Annotated in this window: 15 protein-coding genes; 10 read left to right on the plus strand and 5 right to left on the minus strand. The window is 69.4% G+C overall.

What is annotated here, in order from left to right; all coding sequences use genetic code 11:
• Positions 1 to 19: 19 nt before the first annotated feature.
• Both MEU52_RS19130 and MEU52_RS19135 read right to left on the minus strand, forming a co-directional pair.
• The gene (locus MEU52_RS19130; protein ID WP_238123563.1) at positions 20 to 109 is read right to left on the minus strand and encodes a potassium-transporting ATPase subunit F; all 90 of its coding nucleotides are present in this window, start codon (positions 107 to 109) and stop codon (positions 20 to 22) included.
• Between the two features lie 346 nt (positions 110 to 455).
• Positions 456 to 1,259: a TetR/AcrR family transcriptional regulator gene (locus MEU52_RS19135; protein ID WP_238123564.1), complete on the minus strand. Its 804-nt coding sequence runs from the start codon at positions 1,257 to 1,259 to the stop codon at positions 456 to 458.
• 153 nt (positions 1,260 to 1,412) lie between these two features.
• On the opposite strand from MEU52_RS19135, the gene MEU52_RS19140 reads away from it, so the two are divergent.
• Genes MEU52_RS19140 through MEU52_RS19155 form a run of 4 tightly spaced genes read left to right on the plus strand, consistent with a single transcriptional unit; the run spans position 1,413 to position 5,465 of the window.
• A complete protein-coding gene (locus MEU52_RS19140; RefSeq protein WP_238123565.1) occupies positions 1,413 to 2,186 on the plus strand; it encodes a cyclase family protein in 774 nt (257 codons plus the stop codon).
• 30 nt (positions 2,187 to 2,216) lie between these two features.
• Entirely contained in the window at positions 2,217 to 3,143 is a 927-nt protein-coding gene (locus tag MEU52_RS19145; protein WP_273546388.1) for a 3-keto-5-aminohexanoate cleavage protein, read from the plus strand.
• 17 nt (positions 3,144 to 3,160) lie between these two features.
• Positions 3,161 to 4,177 carry an SMP-30/gluconolactonase/LRE family protein gene (locus MEU52_RS19150; RefSeq protein ID WP_238123566.1) on the plus strand — a complete coding sequence of 339 codons (1,017 nt, stop codon included), beginning with the start codon at positions 3,161 to 3,163 and terminating at the stop codon, positions 4,175 to 4,177.
• Between the two features lie 37 nt (positions 4,178 to 4,214).
• The gene (locus MEU52_RS19155; RefSeq protein WP_238123567.1) at positions 4,215 to 5,465 is read left to right on the plus strand and encodes an ABC transporter substrate-binding protein; all 1,251 of its coding nucleotides are present in this window, start codon (positions 4,215 to 4,217) and stop codon (positions 5,463 to 5,465) included.
• 38 nt (positions 5,466 to 5,503) lie between these two features.
• Here MEU52_RS19155 and chrA read toward each other — a convergent pair whose 3' ends face one another.
• A complete protein-coding gene (gene chrA, locus MEU52_RS19160; protein ID WP_238123568.1) occupies positions 5,504 to 6,754 on the minus strand; it encodes a chromate efflux transporter in 1,251 nt (416 codons plus the stop codon).
• A gap of 411 nt (positions 6,755 to 7,165) precedes the next feature.
• On the opposite strand from chrA, the gene MEU52_RS19165 reads away from it, so the two are divergent.
• The 6 genes from MEU52_RS19165 (at position 7,166) to atzF (ending at position 15,213) form a co-directional block, all read left to right on the plus strand.
• Positions 7,166 to 7,861, plus strand: a complete 696-nt coding sequence (locus MEU52_RS19165; protein WP_238123569.1) for a GntR family transcriptional regulator — start codon at positions 7,166 to 7,168, stop codon at positions 7,859 to 7,861.
• 183 nt (positions 7,862 to 8,044) lie between these two features.
• A complete protein-coding gene (locus MEU52_RS19170; RefSeq protein WP_238123570.1) occupies positions 8,045 to 9,655 on the plus strand; it encodes an ABC transporter substrate-binding protein in 1,611 nt (536 codons plus the stop codon).
• Positions 9,656 to 9,791: 136 nt separating this feature from the next.
• Positions 9,792 to 10,817: an ABC transporter permease gene (locus MEU52_RS19175; protein WP_443267698.1), complete on the plus strand. Its 1,026-nt coding sequence runs from the start codon at positions 9,792 to 9,794 to the stop codon at positions 10,815 to 10,817.
• Between the two features lie 22 nt (positions 10,818 to 10,839).
• Positions 10,840 to 11,715 (plus strand): ABC transporter permease, encoded by an 876-nt coding sequence (locus MEU52_RS19180; RefSeq protein ID WP_238123571.1) that lies wholly within the window; start codon positions 10,840 to 10,842, stop codon positions 11,713 to 11,715.
• 11 nt (positions 11,716 to 11,726) lie between these two features.
• Positions 11,727 to 13,394 (plus strand): dipeptide ABC transporter ATP-binding protein, encoded by a 1,668-nt coding sequence (locus MEU52_RS19185; RefSeq protein ID WP_238123572.1) that lies wholly within the window; start codon positions 11,727 to 11,729, stop codon positions 13,392 to 13,394.
• 10 nt (positions 13,395 to 13,404) lie between these two features.
• A complete protein-coding gene (gene atzF, locus MEU52_RS19190) occupies positions 13,405 to 15,213 on the plus strand; it encodes an allophanate hydrolase (protein ID WP_238123573.1) in 1,809 nt (602 codons plus the stop codon).
• 122 nt (positions 15,214 to 15,335) lie between these two features.
• Here the strand turns inward: atzF and MEU52_RS19195 are convergent, their stop codons facing one another.
• Positions 15,336 to 17,183 (minus strand): aminopeptidase P family protein, encoded by a 1,848-nt coding sequence (locus MEU52_RS19195; protein ID WP_238123574.1) that lies wholly within the window; start codon positions 17,181 to 17,183, stop codon positions 15,336 to 15,338.
• A gap of 119 nt (positions 17,184 to 17,302) precedes the next feature.
• Complete coding sequence (locus MEU52_RS19200) at positions 17,303 to 19,996, minus strand: TIGR02302 family protein (protein WP_238123575.1); 2,694 nt, start codon at positions 19,994 to 19,996, stop codon at positions 17,303 to 17,305.
• Between the last annotated feature and the right edge of the window lie 99 nt (positions 19,997 to 20,095).

Consider the following 20,095-nt stretch of genomic DNA (forward strand, 5'->3'; position numbering starts at 1 on the left):
AAGAATGGGCGCCGGGTGGTCAGAACCACTCGGGACGGATGAGGGCGATGGTGAGATAGAACAGAATGCACAGCGCCACAGCGCCGCCGGCGATGAGATCGAAGAGCATCACGGCCTCCACCCTCGCCTAAAGACCATCACAGACGCGGACATAGGCCAGCGCGCCGGCAAAGCAGAGAAATGTGAGGCCGATGAGAAGCAGATCCATGGTCATGTCCCGTTCCAGATCCACGATCATGGCCCCCTCCATCTCGAGAATGGAGCAGATCAACTGTCGCGAACGTCACCAAAGCTGGTGAGATCCCCGGCGCGTGGAAGAGGAGGGGACTATGGCGCCGAACCGCATAAAGGTTCGAGAGCGGACCAAAGGGAAAGACATAAAGACCGCATAAAGATCCGGCCGCCGTCCACGCCGCGACACAGGCATGGGACCAGCCGTGGAACGCGGCCCGCCGCTAGCGGGCGAGGGTGTGGAAGCCGGCGCTGACGAAGGCCACGAAATCCTCGAACACCGTGGGATCGCCGGCGATGGCGCGGCCACCGGAGAGGCGCTCGATGCGCTTGTCGGCCACGTACATCAGCAGCGCCCCCACCGCATATTCATAGGCCCACAGCAGCCGGGCCTCCGCGCAGCCGGGCAGCGCGATCCGCATCGCCTCCAGGAAGGCGTGCACCAGCGGGTCGTAGAAGCGCTCGATGATGGCGCTCGCCTCCGGGCCGGGGTCCCAGGCGGTGCGCGCCACCAGCAGCGAGAAGGAATCCCCGGAGGCCGAACCGTGCAGCCGCACCACCGGCTCCGCCCAGGCGGTGACGATCTCTTCCACCCGGCCCGGGCCTGGCCCCTTCGCCCCCACCGCCCGGATGCGGGCGATGCGCTCGTCGAGATTACCCTGCCGGTGCTCGAACACGGTGGAGAACAGCTCCGGCTTGCGGCCGAAATAATAGCCCACCAGGGCCACCGGCACGCTGGCGCGGGCGGCGATGTCGCGCACCGAGACCGCCGCATAGCCGCGTTCCGCGAACAGGGCCTCGGCGCTGTCGAGAATGTCCTGGCGCCGGTCCGGCCGATCCCGCTCGCTGGCCGGCACCGGTGAACGCCGCCCGCGCTTTTCCGCCACGGCGCCGGCGGGCTTGCCCGTTTTCTTGCCGGCCGTCCCGCTGCGTGGCTCGCGGGCCGTCTCGGTGTGTGTCTTGCGGACGTTGGCGGCGGTGTCGGCGCGCTCGGGTCCCTGGCCGGATTTGGGCGTGGCGGTCTCCATCGGGCTGTCGGCTCAGGTCCTTTCTAGACCGAGCAGCACGCCGGCGCCAACGGTTCGGGGCCGGGAAGAATGGCGTATTGTACGATCGTACAAAAAGATGTACGTTCGTATAAAATAGCGGGTGCCACAGGCGCCCATCAGGATGGAAACGCCGTGCCCCGACTGATCGACATCTCCATTCCCCTGGAGAATGACGTTCCCGCAGACCCGCCGTTCCAGCGGGTGCGGATCGACTATGCCACCCACCGGGAAACGGCGCCGGCCCTGTGCGCCGCCTTTCCCGGGCTGCGCCCCGATCAATTGCCCGACGGCATGGGCTGGGCGGTGGAAACCGCGCACATCTCCACCCACAACGGCACCCATGTGGACGCCCCCTGGCACTACCACCCCACCATGGATGGCGGCGCCCGCGCGATCACCATCGACGAGGTGCCCCTCGACTGGTGCTTCCGGCCGGGTGTGAAGCTCGATTTCCGCCACCTGCCCGACGGCCATGTGGTGAGCCCCGACGAGATCGACGCCGAGCTCGCCCGCATCGGCCACACCCTGGCGCCCTTCGACATCGTGGTGGCCAACACCGCCGCCGGCACCGCCTATGGCGCGGCGGACTATGTGGATCGCGGCTGCGGCTTCGGCCGCGCGGCCACCCTCCATCTGGTGCAACAGGGCATCCGCGTGGTGGGCACCGACGGCTGGAGCTGGGACGCCCCCTTCAGCGCCACCGCCCGCCGCTTCGCCGAAACCGGCGATGCCGCGCTGATCTGGGAGGGGCACAAGGCGGGCCGCGAGAAGGGCTATTGCCAGATCGAGAAGCTCCACAATCTCGAAGCGCTGCCCGCCACTGGCTTCACCGTGTGCTGCTTCCCGGTGAAGGTCCGTGCCGCCTCGGCCGGCTGGACCCGCGCCGTCGCCATTCTTCCCGACTGATCCATCCCCTTCTTCCTGCGGAGCGAAGCCTTGAGCAAGGTCATCATCACCTGCGCGGTGACGGGCGGCATTCACACGCCCACCATGTCGGATGCGCTGCCCATCACCCCCAATGAGATCGCCGCTGAGGCCATCGCCGCCGCCGAGGCGGGCGCCGCCATCCTGCACCTGCACGCCCGCGACCCGATCGACGGCCGGCCGACGCCCGACCCGGCGGTGTTCATGCAGTTCCTGCCGCGCATCAAGCAGGCCACCGATGCGGTGATCAACATCACCACCGGCGGCGGTCTCAACATGAGCGTGGAAGAGCGCCTGGCCGCCCCGCTGAAAGCGGCGCCGGAGATGTGCTCGCTCAACATGGGCTCCATGAACTTCGCCCTCCATCCCCTCGCCAAGCGCTATTCCAACTGGAAGCACGCCTGGGAGGAGCCCTATCTCTCCGGCACCAAGGATTTTATCTTCCGCAATACGTTCGGCGACATCGAGCGGATCTATAAGATGCTGGGCGAGGAGCACGGCACCAAGTTCGAGCATGAATGCTATGACGTGGGCCACCTCTACAATCTCGCCCACTGCCTCGACCAGGGCTGGTTCCGGCCGCCGGTGTTCCTGCAGCTCATCTTCGGCATCCTCGGCGGCATCGGCGCCGACATGGACAATCTGATGTTCATGAAGCGCACCGCCGACAAGCTGTTCGGCTCCGATTACCAGTGGTCGGTGCTGGCCGCCGGCCGCCACCAGATGGCCTTCGCCACCCAGGCGGCGATGATGGGCGGCAACGTGCGGGTGGGGCTGGAGGACAGCCTGTTCATCGGCCGCGGCAAGCTCGCCACCTCCAATGCCGAGCAGGTGGCGAAGATCCGCCGCATCCTGGAGGAACTGGGCCATGAGATCGCCACCCCCGACGAGGCCCGCGCCAGCCTCGGCCTCAAGGGTGCCGACACGGTGAACTTCTGAGCCGCGCGGAGATCGCCATGGCCCGGCCCAATCCCCTCGACGGCTTTGTGGTGGACCCGGCGGCCATCACCTATGTGGGCGCCGACCTGCAGCGCCCCGAATGCATCCTCGCCGAGCGCGACGGCTCCTTGTGGAGCGCCGACGCCCGCGGCGGGGTGGTGCACATCCGCCCCGACGGCAGCCAGGAGCTGGTGGCCCAGCAGGAGGCCACCCAATTCGCCGCCGCCACCGACGAAGAAACCCGCTTTGTCTCCGGCACCCTGCCCAACGGCCTCGCCTTCGCCCGCAACGGCGACATCCTGATCTCCAATTTCGGCACCGATCGGCTGGAGATCATGAGCCGCGACGGGCGCAGCCGGGTGCTGGCCGACAGCATCGACGGCGCCCCCATCGGCAAGGTCAATTTCGTGCTGCGCGACAGCCGCGACCGCATCTGGCTCACCATCTCCACCCGCACCCGCAACTGGATGCGGGCCATGAGCCCGAACATCGCCGACGGCTTTCTCGCGCTTTACGACCAGGGCCGGCTGCGCATCGTCGCCGACGGCTTCCGCTTCACCAATGAGATCCGCCTCGATGCCCGTGAGGAATGGCTCTATGTGGCGGAAACCTGCGGCCGCTGCGTCACCCGCCTGCGGGTGCTGCCCGACGGCAGCCTGACCGATCGCGAGACCTTCGGCCCCGCCGACCATGGCGCCTTCATCGACGGCATCGCCTTCGACGCCCATGGCAATCTGTGGGGCACCCATGTGATGACCGACCGCCTGTTCGCCATCACCCCGGAGGGGGAACTGCGGATCCTGCTCGACGACGACAGGGGGAGCCCCGCCGGCGCCGCCCTCATGGCCGCCTTCGAGGCCGATGCGGCGACCCCCGAGCTGATGCTCGCGTGCGGCGGCACCCTCGCCCCCTGGTTCGCCAGCGTCACCTTCGGCGGGCCGGACCTCACCACCGTCTATATCGGCAGCCTGCGCGGCCGCCGCATTCCGTGTTTCCGCGCGCCGGTGGCCGGCCTGCCCATGGCCCATTGGTGAGCGGACCACCAACATAGAAAACACCGGGAGAAGCGACATGAGGACAGGATTGAACCGCGCCGGCCTCGTTCCAGCCCTGGCGCTGGCGGCGGGGCTCGCCACCGCGCCGGCCCATGCGGAGATCTCCGGCGGCAGGGTCAAGGTGGGCGTGCTCACCGACATGTCGGGGGTCTATTCCGACATCACCGGCAAGGGCTCCGTCACCGCCGCGCAGATGGCCATCGACGATTGCCTGAAGGCCGAATGCGCCGGCATGACCATCGAGATGATCTCGGCCGACCACCAGAACAAGGCCGACATCGCCTCCGCCACCGCCCGCAAATGGATCGACATCGACGGCGTGGACGTGCTGGCCGACATGTCCAATGCCTCCATACAGCTCGCCATCGCGCCGCTGGTGAAGGAAAAGAACCGCGTCGCCCTGTTCCCCGGCGGCACCGCCCGGCTCACCGGCGATGCCTGCCAGCCGGGCCATGTGGTGCAGTGGATGTGGGACACCTATGTCCAGGTGGCCGGCATCGCCAACCGCCTCACCCAGCCGGGCACCTCCTGGTATCTGGTGACGGCGGACTACGCCCTCGGCCATCAGCTGGAAGCCGATACCAAGGCGGTGGTGGGGGCCCGGGGCGGCAAGGTGCTCGGCTCGGTGCGCCATCCGTTCCCGGCGGTGGACCTGTCCTCGCCGCTGCTCACCGCCCAGGGCTCCGGCGCCGACATCATCGCCCTCGCCAATGCGGGCAACGATACGGTCTCCGGCATCAAGACGGCGCGTGAATTCGGCATCATGGGCTCGAAGCAGAAGCTGGTGGCCTTCTTCCTCACCGCCCTCGACGTGAAGAGCGTGGGCCTGCCCACCGCCCAGGGCACCCTGCTCTCCGAAGGCTTCTACTGGGACCTGGACGAGGGCACCCGCGCCTTTTCCGAGCGCTTCAAGGCGCAGAACGGCAAGATCCCGTCCGCCATCCACGCCGGCGTCTATTCCTCGGTCCTGCACTATCTGAAGGCGGTGGCGGCGGCCAAGAGCGATGATGCCACCACGGTGGTGAAGACCATGGCCGAGCTGCCCATCAAGGATGACGTGGTGCGCAACGCCCACCTGCGGGAGGACGGCCGCATGGTGCACGATTTCTACGTATTCGAAGTGAAGGCGCCGGAGGCCTCCAAGGGCGAATGGGACCTTTACAAGCTGGTGGCCACCCTGCCCGGCGACACCGCCTTCCGCCCGCTGGCCGACAGCACCTGCCCGGCGGTGACTGCCGCTCGCGGGGCGCCGAAGCCGGCGAACTGAGGCGCCGCCACGCCGGGGCCCCGCGCCCCGGCGCCGGCTCAGAGCGTCGTGAGGCCCATGCCGGCGAGGGCCAGCAGCAGCACCACCATCCAGGGCGGCGCCTGCCACACGGTCAGCAACAGGAAGCCGGCCAGCGCCACGGTGAAGTCACGTGGGGTGAATACGGCGCTGGTCCAAACCGGGGTATAGAGCGCCGCGCCGAGCAGGCCCACCACCGCCGCATTGGCCCCGCGCATGGCCGCCTGGGCGGCCGGCAGCGGCCGAAGGGCACTCCAGAATGGCAGCATGCCATAGACCAGCAGCAGCCCCGGCAGGAAGATGGCGCCAAGGGCGATCAGCGCGCCGCACACCCCCGCCGCCGCGCCCGCCGACGGCAGTGTGGCCGGCCCCATGGCGGCGCCGAGATAGGCGGCAAAGGTGAACAGCGGCCCGGGCACCGCCTGCGCCAGGCCGTAGCCGGCGAGAAAGGTGGTGGCGCTCAGCCCGTCCGGCCGCACCACCTCGGCTTCGAGCAGCGGCAGCACCACATGGCCGCCGCCGAACACCAGGGCCCCGGACCGGTAGAAGGACTCGAACAGCGCCACAGCGCCGGACCCGCCCGCCTGCACCAGCGCCAGCGGCCCCACGAACAGGGCGACGAACAGGCCGAGGGCGACCAGGCCCGCCCGCCGCGACACCGGAAAGTGCAGCGCCACGGCGGCGCGCGCCGGGCCCTGGCGGCAGAGGGCGAGGCCGGCCAGGGCGCCGATGGCGATGGCCGCCACCTGCCCCATGGCGCCACCGAGCAGAACCACCAGCGCCACAGCCATGAGGGCGATGGCCGCGCGCGGACCATCGGGCGTGAGGCTGCGGGCCATGCCCCATACCGCCTGCGCCACCACCGCCACCGCCACCAGCTTGAGACCATGCAACAGCCCCTCGGCCAGCGGCCCGGTGACCGCCGCGGCGCCCAGGGCGCAGGCCATCAGCAGCAGGACGGAAGGGGCGGTGAACCCCAGCCATGCCAGCGCCCCACCCGCGAGGCCGCCGCCCCGCAGCAGGCCCAGGGCGAAGCCCACCTGGCTCGATGCCGGGCCGGGCAGGAACTGGCACAGGGCCACCAGCTCGCCGAAGGTGACATCGTCCAGCCAGCGGCGGCGCAGCACCAGTTCATCGCGAAAATAACCAAGGTGCGCCACCGGCCCGCCGAACGAGGTGAGGCCCAGCTTGAGAAAGGCCACGAACACCTCGCGACGGCGCCCGCCGGTGACCGGCGCCGCGCGCTCCGACCGCTGATTTCCTGCCGCCATCACGCCTGTCGTCCCACGCCCGTCCCCGGCGCCGCCCCCGGCGCCAGCGGTCCATAAAGACCAGGCGTATGAAGGCAGCATGTCGACGCGGCCGCGGCCCCGTCAAGCGGCGCGCACCCGCTGCCTGAAAGGCCATCGCGCCTTAAAGTTGTGCATGCTGGCACGACCAGCCTATTGCATTGCCCCACGATGCTCCGTCATCATGCCAAGCCGGCAGCGCGTTCCATCGCCGCGGCGCGTCGGCAGCGACGGCTCCGGCGGGACGGCGCGGGCGTTCGAGGAGGCGTGGCCCCACTCGGGAGCATGGAGCCAGATGCCAGGCCAGTGGCGATGCCGCAATACGGCGTCCCTCGCCCGGCCGGCTCTCCCGGCCCCCGCATGCGGTTATTCTCCCGCTCTAGGTATTCGGCAATGGCGCAGCTTTCGGTTTCGGACAAGATGGATGACAAGCGCGAGCTGATCGTGGATCAGCTCCGCCGCGTGCTGTCGGAAGAGATCGTGACCGGGGTTCTGGGGCCGGGCATGCGGCTGGACGAGCAGAGCCTGGCCGACCGCTTCCAGGTCTCCCGCACGCCGGTGCGCGAGGTGCTGAGCCAGTTGTCGGTGCTCGGGCTGGTGGAACGACGCCCGCATCGGGGCGTGGTGGTGCTGCAGCAGTCCAAAGAGCGCCTGCTGCAGCTGTTCGAGGTCATGGCCGAGCTGGAAGGCGCCTGCGCCCGTTTTGCGGCGGAGCGCATGTCGGCCGCCGAGCGCCATACGCTGTTCGAGCTCCAGGCACGGGCGGCACCGCTGGTGGAGGATGGCGACGTGGCCGCCTATGAGGAGGTGAACGGCGTCTTCCACCGGTGCATCTATGACGGCACCCACAATCCCGCCCTGGTGGACCTGACCCTCGACGCGCAGCGGCGCGTCTTCCACTTTCGCCACGCCCAGTTCCGCATGCCCAACCGCATCCGCAATTCCCATGCGGAACACGGCGCGGTGGTGGCCGCCATCGACAAAGGCGACGGCGGCGCCGCCTATGAGGCCATGCGGGCGCATATCCTGGCGGTGAAGGAGGCTTCCACCGTGGTGGTCACCCATCGCCGCCCGCATCTGGTGGGCTGAAGCGGCCCGCTGCTTAGAATTTATTCAATTGCTATTGGTTTGAGCGCCGCAACGACAACCTCCCGCGGCAAGGGGTCTCCAAAGGCTTGAATTCTCCCGCACTGCAAAATGGCACGCACCTTGCTTTCAAGGATTGCATGTAATTTTGCATCCAATCTGCATCTCACCGAAGGGAGAGACCTTATGCAGCGCCGGGAGTTCCTGAAGTCGTCCGCCGCCGTGCTCCTCGGAGCCGGACTGCTTCCACTGTCCGAGGTCCTGCCGGCCGCCGCGGCCGCAAACGACACCATTGTCGTCGCCACCGGCGCCACCATCAACTCCCTTGACCTGCACCGCCAGGGCACCAACCGCGCCAGCTATCAGGTGGCCATCAACGCCTATGACCGGCTGGTGAAGTTCGGCACCAAGACCATGCCGGACGGCTCCCTGAGCTACGATTCCACCAAGATCGAGCCGGATCTCGCCGAGAGCTGGACCGTCTCTGACGACGGCAAGGTCATCACCTTCAAGCTGCGGCCCAACGCGGTGTTCTCCGACGGCTCGCCGGTGACAGCGCAGGACGTGAAGTGGTCGCTGGATCGTGCGGTGAGCCTCGGCGGCTTCCCCACCACCCAGATGAAGGCGGGCCTCATGGAGAAGCCCGAGCAGTTCGAGGTGGTGGACGACAAGACCATCAAGGTCATCCTGCCCCGCAAGAGCAAGCTGACCCTGCCTGATCTGGCGGTGCCGATCCCCTTCATCATCAATTCCAAGGTCGCCAAGGCCCACGCCACCGAGAAGGACCCGTGGGCGACCGAATATCTCCACCGCAACACCGCCGGTTCCGGCGCCTTCGTGGTGGAACGCTGGGACCCCGGCCAGCAGGTGGTCTACGCCCGCAACGACAAGTGGACCTCCGGCCCGCTGCCGGGCGCCAAGCGCGTGATCATGCGCGAGATCCCCTCCGCCGCCACCCGCCGGGCGCTGATCGAGCGCGGCGACGTCGACCTGGTGTTCAACATCCCCGACAAGGATGCCAATGAGCTGAAGGCCTCCGGCAAGGCCAAGGTGGTCTCGACCCCCATCGAGAACTGCATCTACGTGCTGGCCCTCAACGACAAGTTCGGCCCCTTCAAGGACAAGCGCGTGCGCCAGGCCATCGCCTACGCTTTGCCCTATGAGGACATCTTCAAGACCGCCGCCTACCAGACCGGCGTGCCCATGTGGGGCGCCGACAAGGCCGAGGGCATCGCCTGGCCCCAGCCCTCGCCCTACAAGCAGGACCTGGAGAAGGCCAAGGCGCTGCTGGCCGAGGCGGGCTACAAGGACGGCCTCACCGTTCCGCTCTACATCAACCTCGATCTCGCCTCCTGGATGGAGCCCACCGCTCTGCTGATCCAGGAAAGTCTCGCCAAGATCGGCGTGAAGACCACCATCGAGAAGATCCCCGGTGCCAACTGGCGCACCGCCGCCAACGTGGAGCGGCGCCTGGAGATGCATCTCGACGACTTCGGTGGCTGGCTGAACTATCCGGACTACTATTTCTTCTGGACCTACATGCCGGGCACCATCTTCAACAGCTCCAATTACGACAATCCGGAGATGGTGAAGCTGGTCAACGAGACCCTCGACCTCTCGGTGGACGATCCGGCCTATGCCCCGAACATCAAGAAGATGATCGACATCGCCTTCGAGGACGTGCCGCGGGTGCCTCTGTGGCAGCCCGCCCTCTCCTCGGCCATGACGCCGAAGATCAGCGGCTACGAGTTCTGGTTCCACCGCCAGCCGGACGCCCGCAAGCTCACCAAGTCCTGAGCACTTCCAAGTTCTGAGCACTTCCAAGTTCTGAGCGCTCAAGCTCCTGAGCGCTCAGGCGCATCGACGGACCGGGCCGCCCGCGGCCCGGTCTCCCTTCCGCACCGGCCGCCGCGGGCGGCGAAGGAGTCCGGCGATGACCTCCTCGCGAGGCATGATTGTCCTGAAGCGCCTCGCGCAGGCGATCCCCACCCTGTTCGGCGTCATCGTCGTCACCTTCATCATCACCCGGGCGCTGCCCGGAGATCCCGCCGCCTATTTCGCCGGGCCGGCCGCCACGCCGGAATCCATCGCCCAGATCCGCGCCGGCATGGGCCTCGACAAGCCGCTGCCCGAACAGTTCGTGCGCTATCTGCAGGATCTGGCCACCGGCAACCTCGGCTCGTCCATCTCCACCGGCCAGACCGTGCTGTCTGATGTGCTGAGCCGCCTGCCCGCCTCGCTGGAGCTGACGTTCAGCGCCCTGCTGCTGGCCCTGGTCATCGCCGTGCCGCTGGGCATTCTGGCCGCCACCCGCCAGGGCACCTTCGTCGATCACCTGTGCCGCGTGGTGGTCACCGCGGGCGTCTCACTGCCGGTGTTCTTCACCGGCCTCGCGCTGGTCTATGTGTTCTACTACATCCTGGGCGTGGCGCCGGCCCCGGTGGGGCGGCTCGACTTCATCTATATCTCGCCGCCCACCATCACCGGATTCTATGTCATCGACGCGCTGCTGGCCGGCGATCCGGAAACCGCTGGCGCCGCCTTCAAGCAGCTCATTCTGCCGGCGGCCACCCTTGCCATCTTCACCCTGGCGCCGCTGGCGCGCATGACCCGCGCCGCCATGCTGCAGGTGCTGGCCAGCGACTTCATCCGCACCGCCCGCGCCGCCGGCCTCTCGCGCCGCAAGATCCTGTTCACCTACGCCTTCCGCAATGCGCTGCTGCCGGTGGTGACCACCCTCGGCATGGTGTTCTCCTTCGTGCTCGGCGCCAACGTGCTGGTGGAGAAGGTGTTCGCCTGGCCGGGCATCGGCTCCTACGCGGTCGAGGCGCTGGTGGTGTCCGATTATGCGGCGGTGCAGGGCTTCGTGCTGGTGATGGCGATCCTGTTCGTGGTGATGAACCTCTTGATCGACCTCTCCTACACGGTCATCGACCCCCGCGTCGGGTTCGACGGGTGAAGCCATGGAAGGATCCCAGCAGATGACATCCACGGCTGAACCGGCGCGCGCCGCCCCGGGCCTGATCACCCACACCCTCTACGTGCTGCGCTCCAACCCCATCACCCTCCTGGCCTTCGTGCTTCTGGCGCTGTTCGTGCTGGCGGCGCTGATCGGCCCCTATGTGGTGCCGCACGACCCCTACCAGAGCAACGCCGCCAACGCCCTCAAGCCGCCGTCCTGGCAATATTGGTTCGGCACCGATGACCTCGGCCGCGACGTCTTCTCCCGCGTGGTGGTGGCCACCCGGCTCGATCTGCTCATCTCCCTGTCGGCGGTGGTCATCTCCTTTTTCGCCGGGTCCACGCTGGGCTCGCTGGCCGGCTTCTACGGCGGCTGGACCGACCGCATCGTCTCGCGCCTGCTCGACACGCTGATGGCCTTCCCGCTGTTCGTGCTGGCCATGGGCATCGTCGCGGCGATGGGCAATTCGGTGCAGAACATCGTGATTGCCACCGCCATCGTGAACCTACCCTTCTATGCCCGCGTCAGCCGCACCGAGGTGAACATCCGCCGCGAGGCCGGCTTCGTGCAGGCGGCGCGCCTGTCCGGCAATTCCAACCTGCGCATCCTCGCCACCCAGATCTTCCCCAACGCTCTGCCGCCCATGATGGTGCAGATCTCCCTCAATCTCGGCTGGGCGATCCTGAATGCGGCAGGCCTGTCCTTCATCGGCCTCGGCGTGCGCCCGCCCACCCCGGAGTGGGGGATCATGGTGGCCGAGGGCGCCCGCTTCATCGTCTCCGGCGAGTGGTGGCTGGCCCTGTTCCCGGGCGCCGCGCTGATGCTCGCCGTGTTCACCTTCAACATGCTCGGCGACGGCCTCCGCGACATCGTCGATCCGCGCCAGCGCAGCTGAGGAGACAGGCCATGACCGCCTTCGTGGACGTGCGCAACCTCAGCGTCGACTTCAAGACCCGCAACGGCCTGGTGCATGCCGTGCGCGATGTGAGCTTCACCCTGGACAAGGGCCGGACGCTGGGCATCGTCGGCGAATCCGGCTCCGGCAAGTCGGTCACCTCCTATTCCCTCATGCGCATCCTCGATGCGGCGGGGGTGATCGCCGGCGGCGCCATCACCTTCGAGGGCATGGACATCGGCTCGGCCTCCGAGCGCGCCATGCGCGACATCCGCGGCCGGGAGATCTCCATGATCTTCCAGAACCCGCGCGCCGCGCTCAACCCCATTCGCAAGGTCGGGCACCAGATCGAGGACGTGCTGCGCCAGCATGTCCAAGCCGACGCGCACAATGCGCGCGAGAAGGCCATCGAGGTGCTCAAGCAGGTGCGCATCAACAATCCGGAAGAGCGCTACCATTCCTATCCGTTCGAGCTCTCCGGCGGCATGTGCCAGCGCATCGTCATCGCCCTGGCGCTGGCCTGCAAGCCGCAGCTGCTGATCGCCGACGAGCCCACCACCGGCCTCGACGTGACCACCCAGAAGGCGGTCATGGATCTCGTCGCCGAGCTGACCCGGGCGCGCGGCATGGCCATGATCCTCATCACCCACGACCTGGGGCTGGCCGCCACCTATTGCGACCACCTCATCGTCATGAAGAGCGGCGAGGTGGTGGAATCCGCCCCCGCGCTGGAACTGTTCCGCAACCCCCAGCACGCCTACACCAAGAAGCTGCTGCGGGCGACGCCGCACGGCACGGACTCGGTGCGTGACCTGCTGCCCGAGGACATGCGGCCGGCCGAGCCCGCCGCCGCCCCGGAGCCTGCGGCGGCCAAGGATCGCACCCCGCTGCTGGAGGTGCGCAACCTGGTGAAGGAATATCCGCTGAAGTCGGCCCGGGGCGGCGTGTTCCGGGCGGTGGGCGGCATCTCCTTCAGCGTCGGGCGGGGCGAGAGCGTCGGCCTGGTGGGGGAATCCGGCTGCGGCAAGTCCACCACCTCCTCCATGGTGATGCGGCTTCTGGACCCCACCTCCGGCACCATCCGCTTCGACGGCACCGACATTGGCGAGATCCCCGCCGGCGCCTTCGCCCGCTCGCCCTATCGCGGCCGGCTGCAGATGGTGTTCCAGGACGCCACCGACAGCCTGAACCCGCGCTTCAGCGCCCGCCGCTCCATCGCCGATCCGCTGCTACAGCTGGGGCTGAAGGGGGGCGAGCGCCTGTCCGGAGCGGCCCTCAACGCCCGGGTGGAGGAGCTCGCCACCCTGTGCGGCCTGCCCCACCATCTGCTCGATCGCTTCCCCCACCAATTGTCCGGCGGCCAGAAGGCGCGCGTGGGCATCGCCCGGGCCATCGCCGTCTCGCCCGATCTGCTGGTGCTGGACGAGCCCACCGCCGCACTCGACGTCTCGGTCCAGGCGGTGGTGCTCAACCTGCTGGTGGACCTGAAGGAAAAGCTCGGCATGAGCTATCTGTTCGTGTCCCACGATCTGGCGGTGGTGAAGCTCCTGTGCGAGCGCGTCATCGTCATGAAGGGTGGCGAGATCGTCGAGCAGGGCAATTGCGCCAAGATCCTCGAGGCGCCCGAGCACGATTACACCAAGGCCCTCCTGGCGGCCATTCCGCATCCCCCCATCTGAGAGAGACGTGATGTCCGCGTTCGGCGCTGCGCCGGGCTCCAGGCCCGGCGACGACTTCACCATTCCCGCCCTCCATGCCGCCTATGCCGCCGGCACACCGGTGGAGGCGACCATCGACACGCTGCTGGCGCGCCACAGCGCGGCAAGTGATCCCGGCATCTTCCTCAACATGGAAAGCCGCGAGAACCTGATCGCCCAGGCCCGCGCCCTCGGCCCGTTCGACCCCGTAGCCAAGCCGCTGTGGGGCATCCCCTTCGCGGTGAAGGACAATATCGACGTGGCCGGGGTGCCCACCACTGCCGCCTGCCCCGACTTCGCTTATGTGCCGGACACCGACGCGCCGGTGGTGGCCCGCCTCAAGGCGGCAGGCGGCCTTTATGTGGGCAAGACCAATCTCGACCAGTTCGCCACCGGCCTCGTCGGCCTGCGCACCCCCTATCCGGTGCCCCTGAACGCGGTCGACCCGGCGCTGGTGCCCGGTGGCTCGTCCTCCGGCTCGGCGGTGGCCACCGCCCGGCGCATCGTTTCCTTCGCGCTCGGCACCGATACCGCGGGCTCCGGCCGGGTGCCGGCGGCGCTGAACAACATCGTCGGCCTCAAGCCGTCGCTGGGGGCCCTGTCCAGCCGCGGCGCCGTGCCGGCCTGCCGCACCCTCGACTGCATCTCGGTGTTCGCCTTCGACATCGCCGACGCCTGGAGCGTGTTCGATCTGGTCGCGGCCTATGATGCGGCCGATCCCTTCTCCCGCGATCGCGACGTGCGGGGCGAAATGGCGCCGCAGGTGGTGGGCATTCCCTCCGCCGGCAGCATCCGCTTCTTCGGCGATGACCTCCAGGCCACGGCGTTCGCGGCGGCGGTGGCGCAGGTGCGGGCCACCGGCGTCGAGGTGCGCGAGGTGGATTTCGCCCCGCTCTATGCGGTGGCCGACATGCTCTACCAGGGCGCCTGGGTGGCCGAGCGGCTGGCGGCGGTGGCGCCGTTCCTGAAGACCCATCCCAACAGCCTGCATCCGGTGACCGCCAGGATCATCGAGGGTGCGCGCGACCTCACCGCCGTGGATGCCTTCAACGGCTTCTATCGCCTGAAGGCGCTGGCGCGGGAGGCGGAAATCGCCCTCGACGGCATCGACCTGTTGTGCGTGCCGACCATGCCCACCTTCTGCACGGTGAAGGAGGTGGAGGCGGACCCGATCGGCCCCAATGCCCGGCTCGGCACCTACACCAATTTCGTCAACCTGTTGGACTGGTGCGGCATCGCCGTGCCCTGTGGCAGCCGCGCCGATGGCCGGCCCGGCAGCATCACCGTTCTGGCCCGGGGTGGCGGCGACCGCTCGGCCGCCGCCTTCGCGGCCCGGGTCACCGGGGCCCCGCCGCTGCCGCCCGTGCGTGCGCCGGTGTCGTCGGACATCGAGCTCGCCGTGGTGGGCGCCCACCTCTCCGGCATGGCGCTCAATGGCGAGCTGACCCGCCTCGGCGCCCGCCTCGCGCGCACCGTGCGCACCGCCCCGGACTATGCGCTCTACCTGCTGCCCGACACGGTGCCCGCCAAGCCCGGCCTGCTGAAGGTGGGGCCAGGGGCCGGCGCGGCCATCGAGGTGGAGGTGTGGACCCTGCCTGAGACGGGCTTCGCCCGCTTCGTGGCGGCCATTCCCGCGCCCCTCGGCCTCGGCCGCATCGCCCTTGAGGACGGCAGCCGGCCGCAGGGCTTCCTGGTGGAGCGCTACGCGGTGGACGCCGCCACCGACATCACCGCCTTCGGCGGCTGGCGCGCCTGGTGTGCGGCGCAAGAGACGCCGCCGGCCACCCGCGCGGCGTCGTGACACCTGCGCCGGACGGGCCCGTGGCAGGTTCGGCGTGGTCCAAGTGAGCGCACCAAGGAGCGCACCAAGCGAGCGCACCAACGGCGCGCAAGGGCCGGCCTCGGCGGCGCAGCACCATATCCCTAGAGTGGGGCGGTGGCGCGGATCAGCCAGGCGAGGTCATCGCCCTCCAAAAGCGGCGTCAGGGCGCCGCGCACCAGGCGGTGGTAGGCGTCGATGGCGCCCCGCTCGGCCGGCGTGATGAGGCTGAGATCGATGAGCTTGCGGTCGTAGGGCACCAGCGTCAGTGTGGTGAAGCCGAGACATGGCTTCTCCGCGCCCGGGACGGTCCGAGGCTCCACCAGGACCAGATTCTCGATGCGGATGCCGTAGGCGCCCTTCTTGTAGTAGCCCGGCTCGTTGGACAGGATCATGCCCGCCGCCAGCGGCACCGAGCCGAGCGGCGAGATGCGCGCCGGCCCCTCATGCACCGACAGGCCGGCACCGACCCCATGGCCAGTGCCATGATCGAAATCGAGCCCCGCCGCCCACAGATACTGCCGCGCCAGCGGATCGAGCTGGGCACCGGTGATGCCGGTGGGAAACACCGCCAGGGTGAGGGCGAGATGGCCCTTCAGCACCAGGGTGTAGCGCGCCCGCATCTCTTCCGAGGGCATCCCCACCGCCAGCGTGCGGGTGATGTCGGTGGTGCCATCGGGGTATTGGGCACCGGAATCGAGCAGGAACAGCTCGTGGGGATGAAGCGCGCGGTTGGTCGCCCGGGTCACCCGGTAATGGACGATGGCGCCATTCTCCCCCGCGCCGGCAATGGTGGGGAAGGACACGTCAGTGAGCGCGCCGGTCTCGCGGCGAAAGGTCTCCAGCGCCTCCACCACATCGATCTCGGTGAGGCGCCCCCCCAGGGCGGCGAACTCGAACCACGCCAGGAAGCGCACCAGCGCCACCCCGTCGCGCACATGGGCGGCGCGCATGCCGGCGATTTCCGCCGGATTCTTGCTCGCCTTGAACAGGGCGATGGGGTCCGCCCCCTTGTCCACCGTGCCGCCCGCGCCCTCGATCACCTGCGCCAGGTGCACCGGCGCGGTGGCCTGGTCCACCCGGAAGGTGCGCCCGGTGGCCAGCGCCGCCAGGGTCGCCTCCAGCTCGCTCACCGGATGAATATGGGCGTGCTCGGCCACGCTGGCGCGCACCTCGCGGCTGAATTTGGCGTGGTCGACGAACAGGTGCGGCAGGCCATCCGCCGGCACCACGCACCACGCCAGCGGCAGCGGCGTGTGGGCGACGTCGCCACCGCGGATGTTGAGCAGCCACGCGGTGCAATGGGGATCGGACACCAGCAGCCCGTCCAGCCGCTGCTCCCGCAGCGTCTCCTGCACCCGGCGCAGCTTGGCCACCGGCGTCTCGCCGGCGATGGCGGGATCCAGAAGGCGGATCGGCTCGCGCGGCGCCGGTGGCCGGTCCGACCACAGGGCGGCCACCGGATCCTCCGGCACCGACACCAGGATGCCGCCAGCCAGGGCCACCGCCTTGGCCAGCCGGTCCCGGCCGTCCAGGGTGGTGCGCCAGGGGTCGAAGCCGAGGCTCGCCCCCTTGGGCAGGTGGCTCTCCAGCCATTTTTCCGGCCGTAGCTCCGAGAGGGGCACCACGCTGAAGGCTGACGTCTCCACCTGGGCCGGCGCCTGAAGCACATAGCGCCCGTCGACGAACAACGCCGCCTCGTCCTTCAGCACCACCAGCAGGCCGGCCGAGCCGGTGAAGCCGGTCATCCAGGCGAGGCGCTCCTCGCGGGCCGGCACATACTCGTTCTGGTGGGCATCGGCGCGTGGGATCACGTAACCGTCAAGGCCGCGGCGCGCCAGTTCGGCGCGCAGCGCCGCGAGGCGATCGGGGCCGGCGGCGCCATCGGCGAGGTCCTCGAAGGTTTGAAAGACGGCCTTGAAACGATGGGGATTTGGGTGATGCAGGGTCATGAGGACAACGGGTGCGACCGGCCACGTGCGAGGACAATGCCTCGACCATAAGAGTGTGGCGGCCAGACCGCAACGCACGCAACGGCATGTCGACGAGAAGTTGCAAGCCCCTTCCCCGGTCACAGCCCGTTGAGCAGGCGCTCCAGATAATCCAGCTCCAGGCGCGGCCGGCCCGGCTGCTCCAGGCGGCGCCGCAATTCCTCCAGCACCTGGCGGGCGCGCTGCGCATCCACCTCGTCCGGCACCTTGACGGTGAAATCGTCGCCATAGTCCTGGCCGCGCAGGGGCCGGCCCAGGGGATCGGTGCGCTGGGCGCTGTCCTCGCCCGGACCGCCCGGGCCCGGCTCACCATTCTGGTTGCCGCGCTGGCCCTGGGCCAGGGCCTGGGCGCCCTGCCGCAGGGATTGCAGGGCCCGGCCTTCCGCATCGAGGGCGGTCTGCCCCTCGCCGCGGCCGAGAGCCTCCTCGGCCTCACGCATGGCCTGCTCGGCCCGGCTGAGGGCCTCTCCGGCGCGATCCATCGCCTGGGCCTGGGCCTGGCCCTCACCCTGCCCGTCACCCTGGCCTTGCGGTTCCCCGTTCTCGCCCTGCTGCCCCTGCTGGCCGCGCTGCATCTCGCGCAGGGCATCGCGCATGCGGCCCAGCCGCTGGCGCAGCTCCTGCTGGCCCTGCCGCAGCTCGTCGAAGCGGCCCTGGCGGTCGGCCTCCCCCTCTTGCGGGCCGCCCTCTTGCGGGCCGCCCTCCTGCGAACCGCCCTCCGCGCCCTGCTGCTCGCGCCCGCTCTCCCGGCCCTGGCGATAGGTGCGATCGCGCAGGCGCTGCTGCTCCTGGATCATGGCCCCCAGTTCACTCTGCTGGCGGTTGCCCTGGCGGCCGGCCTGGCGATTGCCGGGGCGCATGTTCTCCATCATCGCCTGCAGCTGTTCGAGCAGCTGCTGGGCGGCCTCGCGATTGCCAGAGCGGGCGAGATTCTCGATCTGGTCCAGCATGCGCTGGAGATCCTGCGGCCGCACGATGCGGGTGTTGGGGTCGAGCGGGCGGGCGTCGGTGCCGCTGTCGCGCCGGCTCTGCTCGGCCAGCTGGCGCATCATCTTGTCCATGGCGGCGCGCAGATCCTGCGTGAGGCGCTGGATCTCCTCATCGCTGGCGCCCCGCTCCAGGGCCTCGCGCAGGGCCTCCTGGGCGGCCTTGAGGGCGCGTTCCGCATCGGTGAGGGTGCCATCCTCGATCTGGACGGCCATCTCCCACAGATAGTCCACCAGCGCCCTGAGATCATCGTCGTTGCGGGCATATTTGGCCTGGGCCAGCGCCGCCCGCAGGCCGAGATACTGGCCGAGCGGCGGCGCGAACGCCTCCGGCGTGTCGGTCAGGGCGGTCAGCACCGCCACCAGCCGGCGCCGGTTGCGGGCATCGAAGGCCAGAAGGCGCCGCTCGTCGATCAGCGCCCGCGCCATCGGATTGGAGAAGCTGCGCGCCGGCAGGCGCACCTGCCGGGTCTCGCTCCGCCCCTCATTGCCGGCGTCGTCCCGCACCTTGAGGGTCAGCTTGACGGTGGCGCCGGCCCAGGGATGGGCCACCAGATCCGCCGAGGTCTGGGCGGCGCCGCTGCGCCCGCCGGGCGGCAGCACCAGCTTCACCTCCGGCGCCGGAACCAGCGGCTTTTCCGGCACCCGCGGGGCCGCCGCACCGGGGCGGGGAAACAGCGGCGGCTCGGCCGGTACCGGCGTCATCTCCACCTCGCCCGCCTTCACGCCATAGTCGTCCTCGATGCGATAGGCGAGCTGCAGCACGTTGCGCGGCCCGGGCTTGGGCTCGCGGGCGAAGGCCACGGTCGGCGGCAGATCCGGCAGCGCCTTGAAATGCCACATGACCCGGCGCTGATCGGGCCCCACGAAACTCACGTCGCCCGTATCGTGGATGACGAAGCGCTGCTCGCGGGCGGCAGCCGGCGCTTCCGCCGCCGTCCCGGCATCACCCGCCGAGGGCGCCAGGGGGGTGATGCCCCCCTCCAGCTTCAGGCCGTCGAGATCGATGCCGGCGCCCCGCACCACCAGCACGCTGCCCGCCGGCACCTGCAGGGCGGTGGCGTTCAGCGCCGTGGGCTCATCCCAGCGCAGCCCCGGCAGCACCGCGGGCGGGCGACCGGTGTAAGCAGGCGGATCCACCCAGGCATCGAGCCGGAACGGGGTCGGCGGGGTCAGGGCCCGCCAGTCGAAGGCGGCGCCGATGCGGGCGAGATGTGCCCCCGGCGCCATGAAGAAGGTGGCGAACAGGGCCAGCACCACCAGCGCCCGCAGGCCGCGCGGGTCACGCTTCGCGAGGCCCGGCGCCGGCAGGCCCGCGCGCAGGCGCGCGGCGGCCGTCACCGCCCGCGCCAGATGCGCCCGCCACAGGGCCGCGCCCACCGGATCATCCGGGCGGGTGGCGAGGCGATCGGAAAGGGTGGTGGCTGGCCGGTGCGCCAGGGCGCTTTCCCGGTCGAGCCGCGCCACAGCCTCGGCATCACCCGGCAGCCGCACCCGCAGCAGAGGAATGAGAGAGAGCAGCAGCAGGAGGGCAAAGGCAGCAACGCCGATCACCCGCCCCAGCGCCGGCAGGGCGGGCCACAGGCCGGCGAACGAAACCGCCAGGAACAGGCCCACCACCAGCAGCGGCAATGCCAGGCCGGGCCAGATCCGTTCCCAGGTGAGGCTCAGGCGGGCCCGCCGCACGGCGCGCGCCAGCAGCCGCTGGGCCGTCGCCGCCCTGGCGGCATCCGCCGAGAGCTTCGGGTCTTCCTCCGCGCCATCCAGAGGCCGCTTCGCCGGGCTCACGCCATCTCCATGATCTCGCGAGAAACTCGCGCCCGCGCGGGGCTTTTCCAGAGGACCTTGCCGCCCGGAACTCGCACGAGCTTAGCACGCCGCGCCACA

The organism is Xanthobacter sp. NM-25 (genome assembly GCF_022138605.1).
GTDB lineage: Bacteria > Pseudomonadota > Alphaproteobacteria > Rhizobiales > Xanthobacteraceae > Xanthobacter.

Bases quoted from the DNA above. Each gene is read 5' to 3' on its own strand.
- MEU52_RS19180 (WP_238123571.1), top strand. From the start codon at position 10,840: ATGACATCCACGGCTGAACCGGCGCGCGCCGCCCCGGGCCTGATCACC.
- MEU52_RS19135 (WP_238123564.1), bottom strand. From the start codon at position 1,259: ATGGAGACCGCCACGCCCAAATCCGGCCAGGGACCCGAGCGCGCCGAC.
- MEU52_RS19165 (WP_238123569.1), top strand. From the start codon at position 7,166: ATGGCGCAGCTTTCGGTTTCGGACAAGATGGATGACAAGCGCGAGCTG.
- MEU52_RS19155 (WP_238123567.1), top strand. From the start codon at position 4,215: ATGAGGACAGGATTGAACCGCGCCGGCCTCGTTCCAGCCCTGGCGCTG.
- MEU52_RS19130 (WP_238123563.1), bottom strand. From the start codon at position 109: ATGCTCTTCGATCTCATCGCCGGCGGCGCTGTGGCGCTGTGCATTCTG.
- MEU52_RS19170 (WP_238123570.1), top strand. From the start codon at position 8,045: ATGCAGCGCCGGGAGTTCCTGAAGTCGTCCGCCGCCGTGCTCCTCGGA.
- atzF (WP_238123573.1), top strand. From the start codon at position 13,405: ATGTCCGCGTTCGGCGCTGCGCCGGGCTCCAGGCCCGGCGACGACTTC.
- MEU52_RS19150 (WP_238123566.1), top strand. From the start codon at position 3,161: ATGGCCCGGCCCAATCCCCTCGACGGCTTTGTGGTGGACCCGGCGGCC.
- MEU52_RS19185 (WP_238123572.1), top strand. From the start codon at position 11,727: ATGACCGCCTTCGTGGACGTGCGCAACCTCAGCGTCGACTTCAAGACC.
- MEU52_RS19195 (WP_238123574.1), bottom strand. From the start codon at position 17,183: ATGACCCTGCATCACCCAAATCCCCATCGTTTCAAGGCCGTCTTTCAA.
- MEU52_RS19175 (WP_443267698.1), top strand. From the start codon at position 9,792: ATGACCTCCTCGCGAGGCATGATTGTCCTGAAGCGCCTCGCGCAGGCG.
- chrA (WP_238123568.1), bottom strand. From the start codon at position 6,754: ATGGCGGCAGGAAATCAGCGGTCGGAGCGCGCGGCGCCGGTCACCGGC.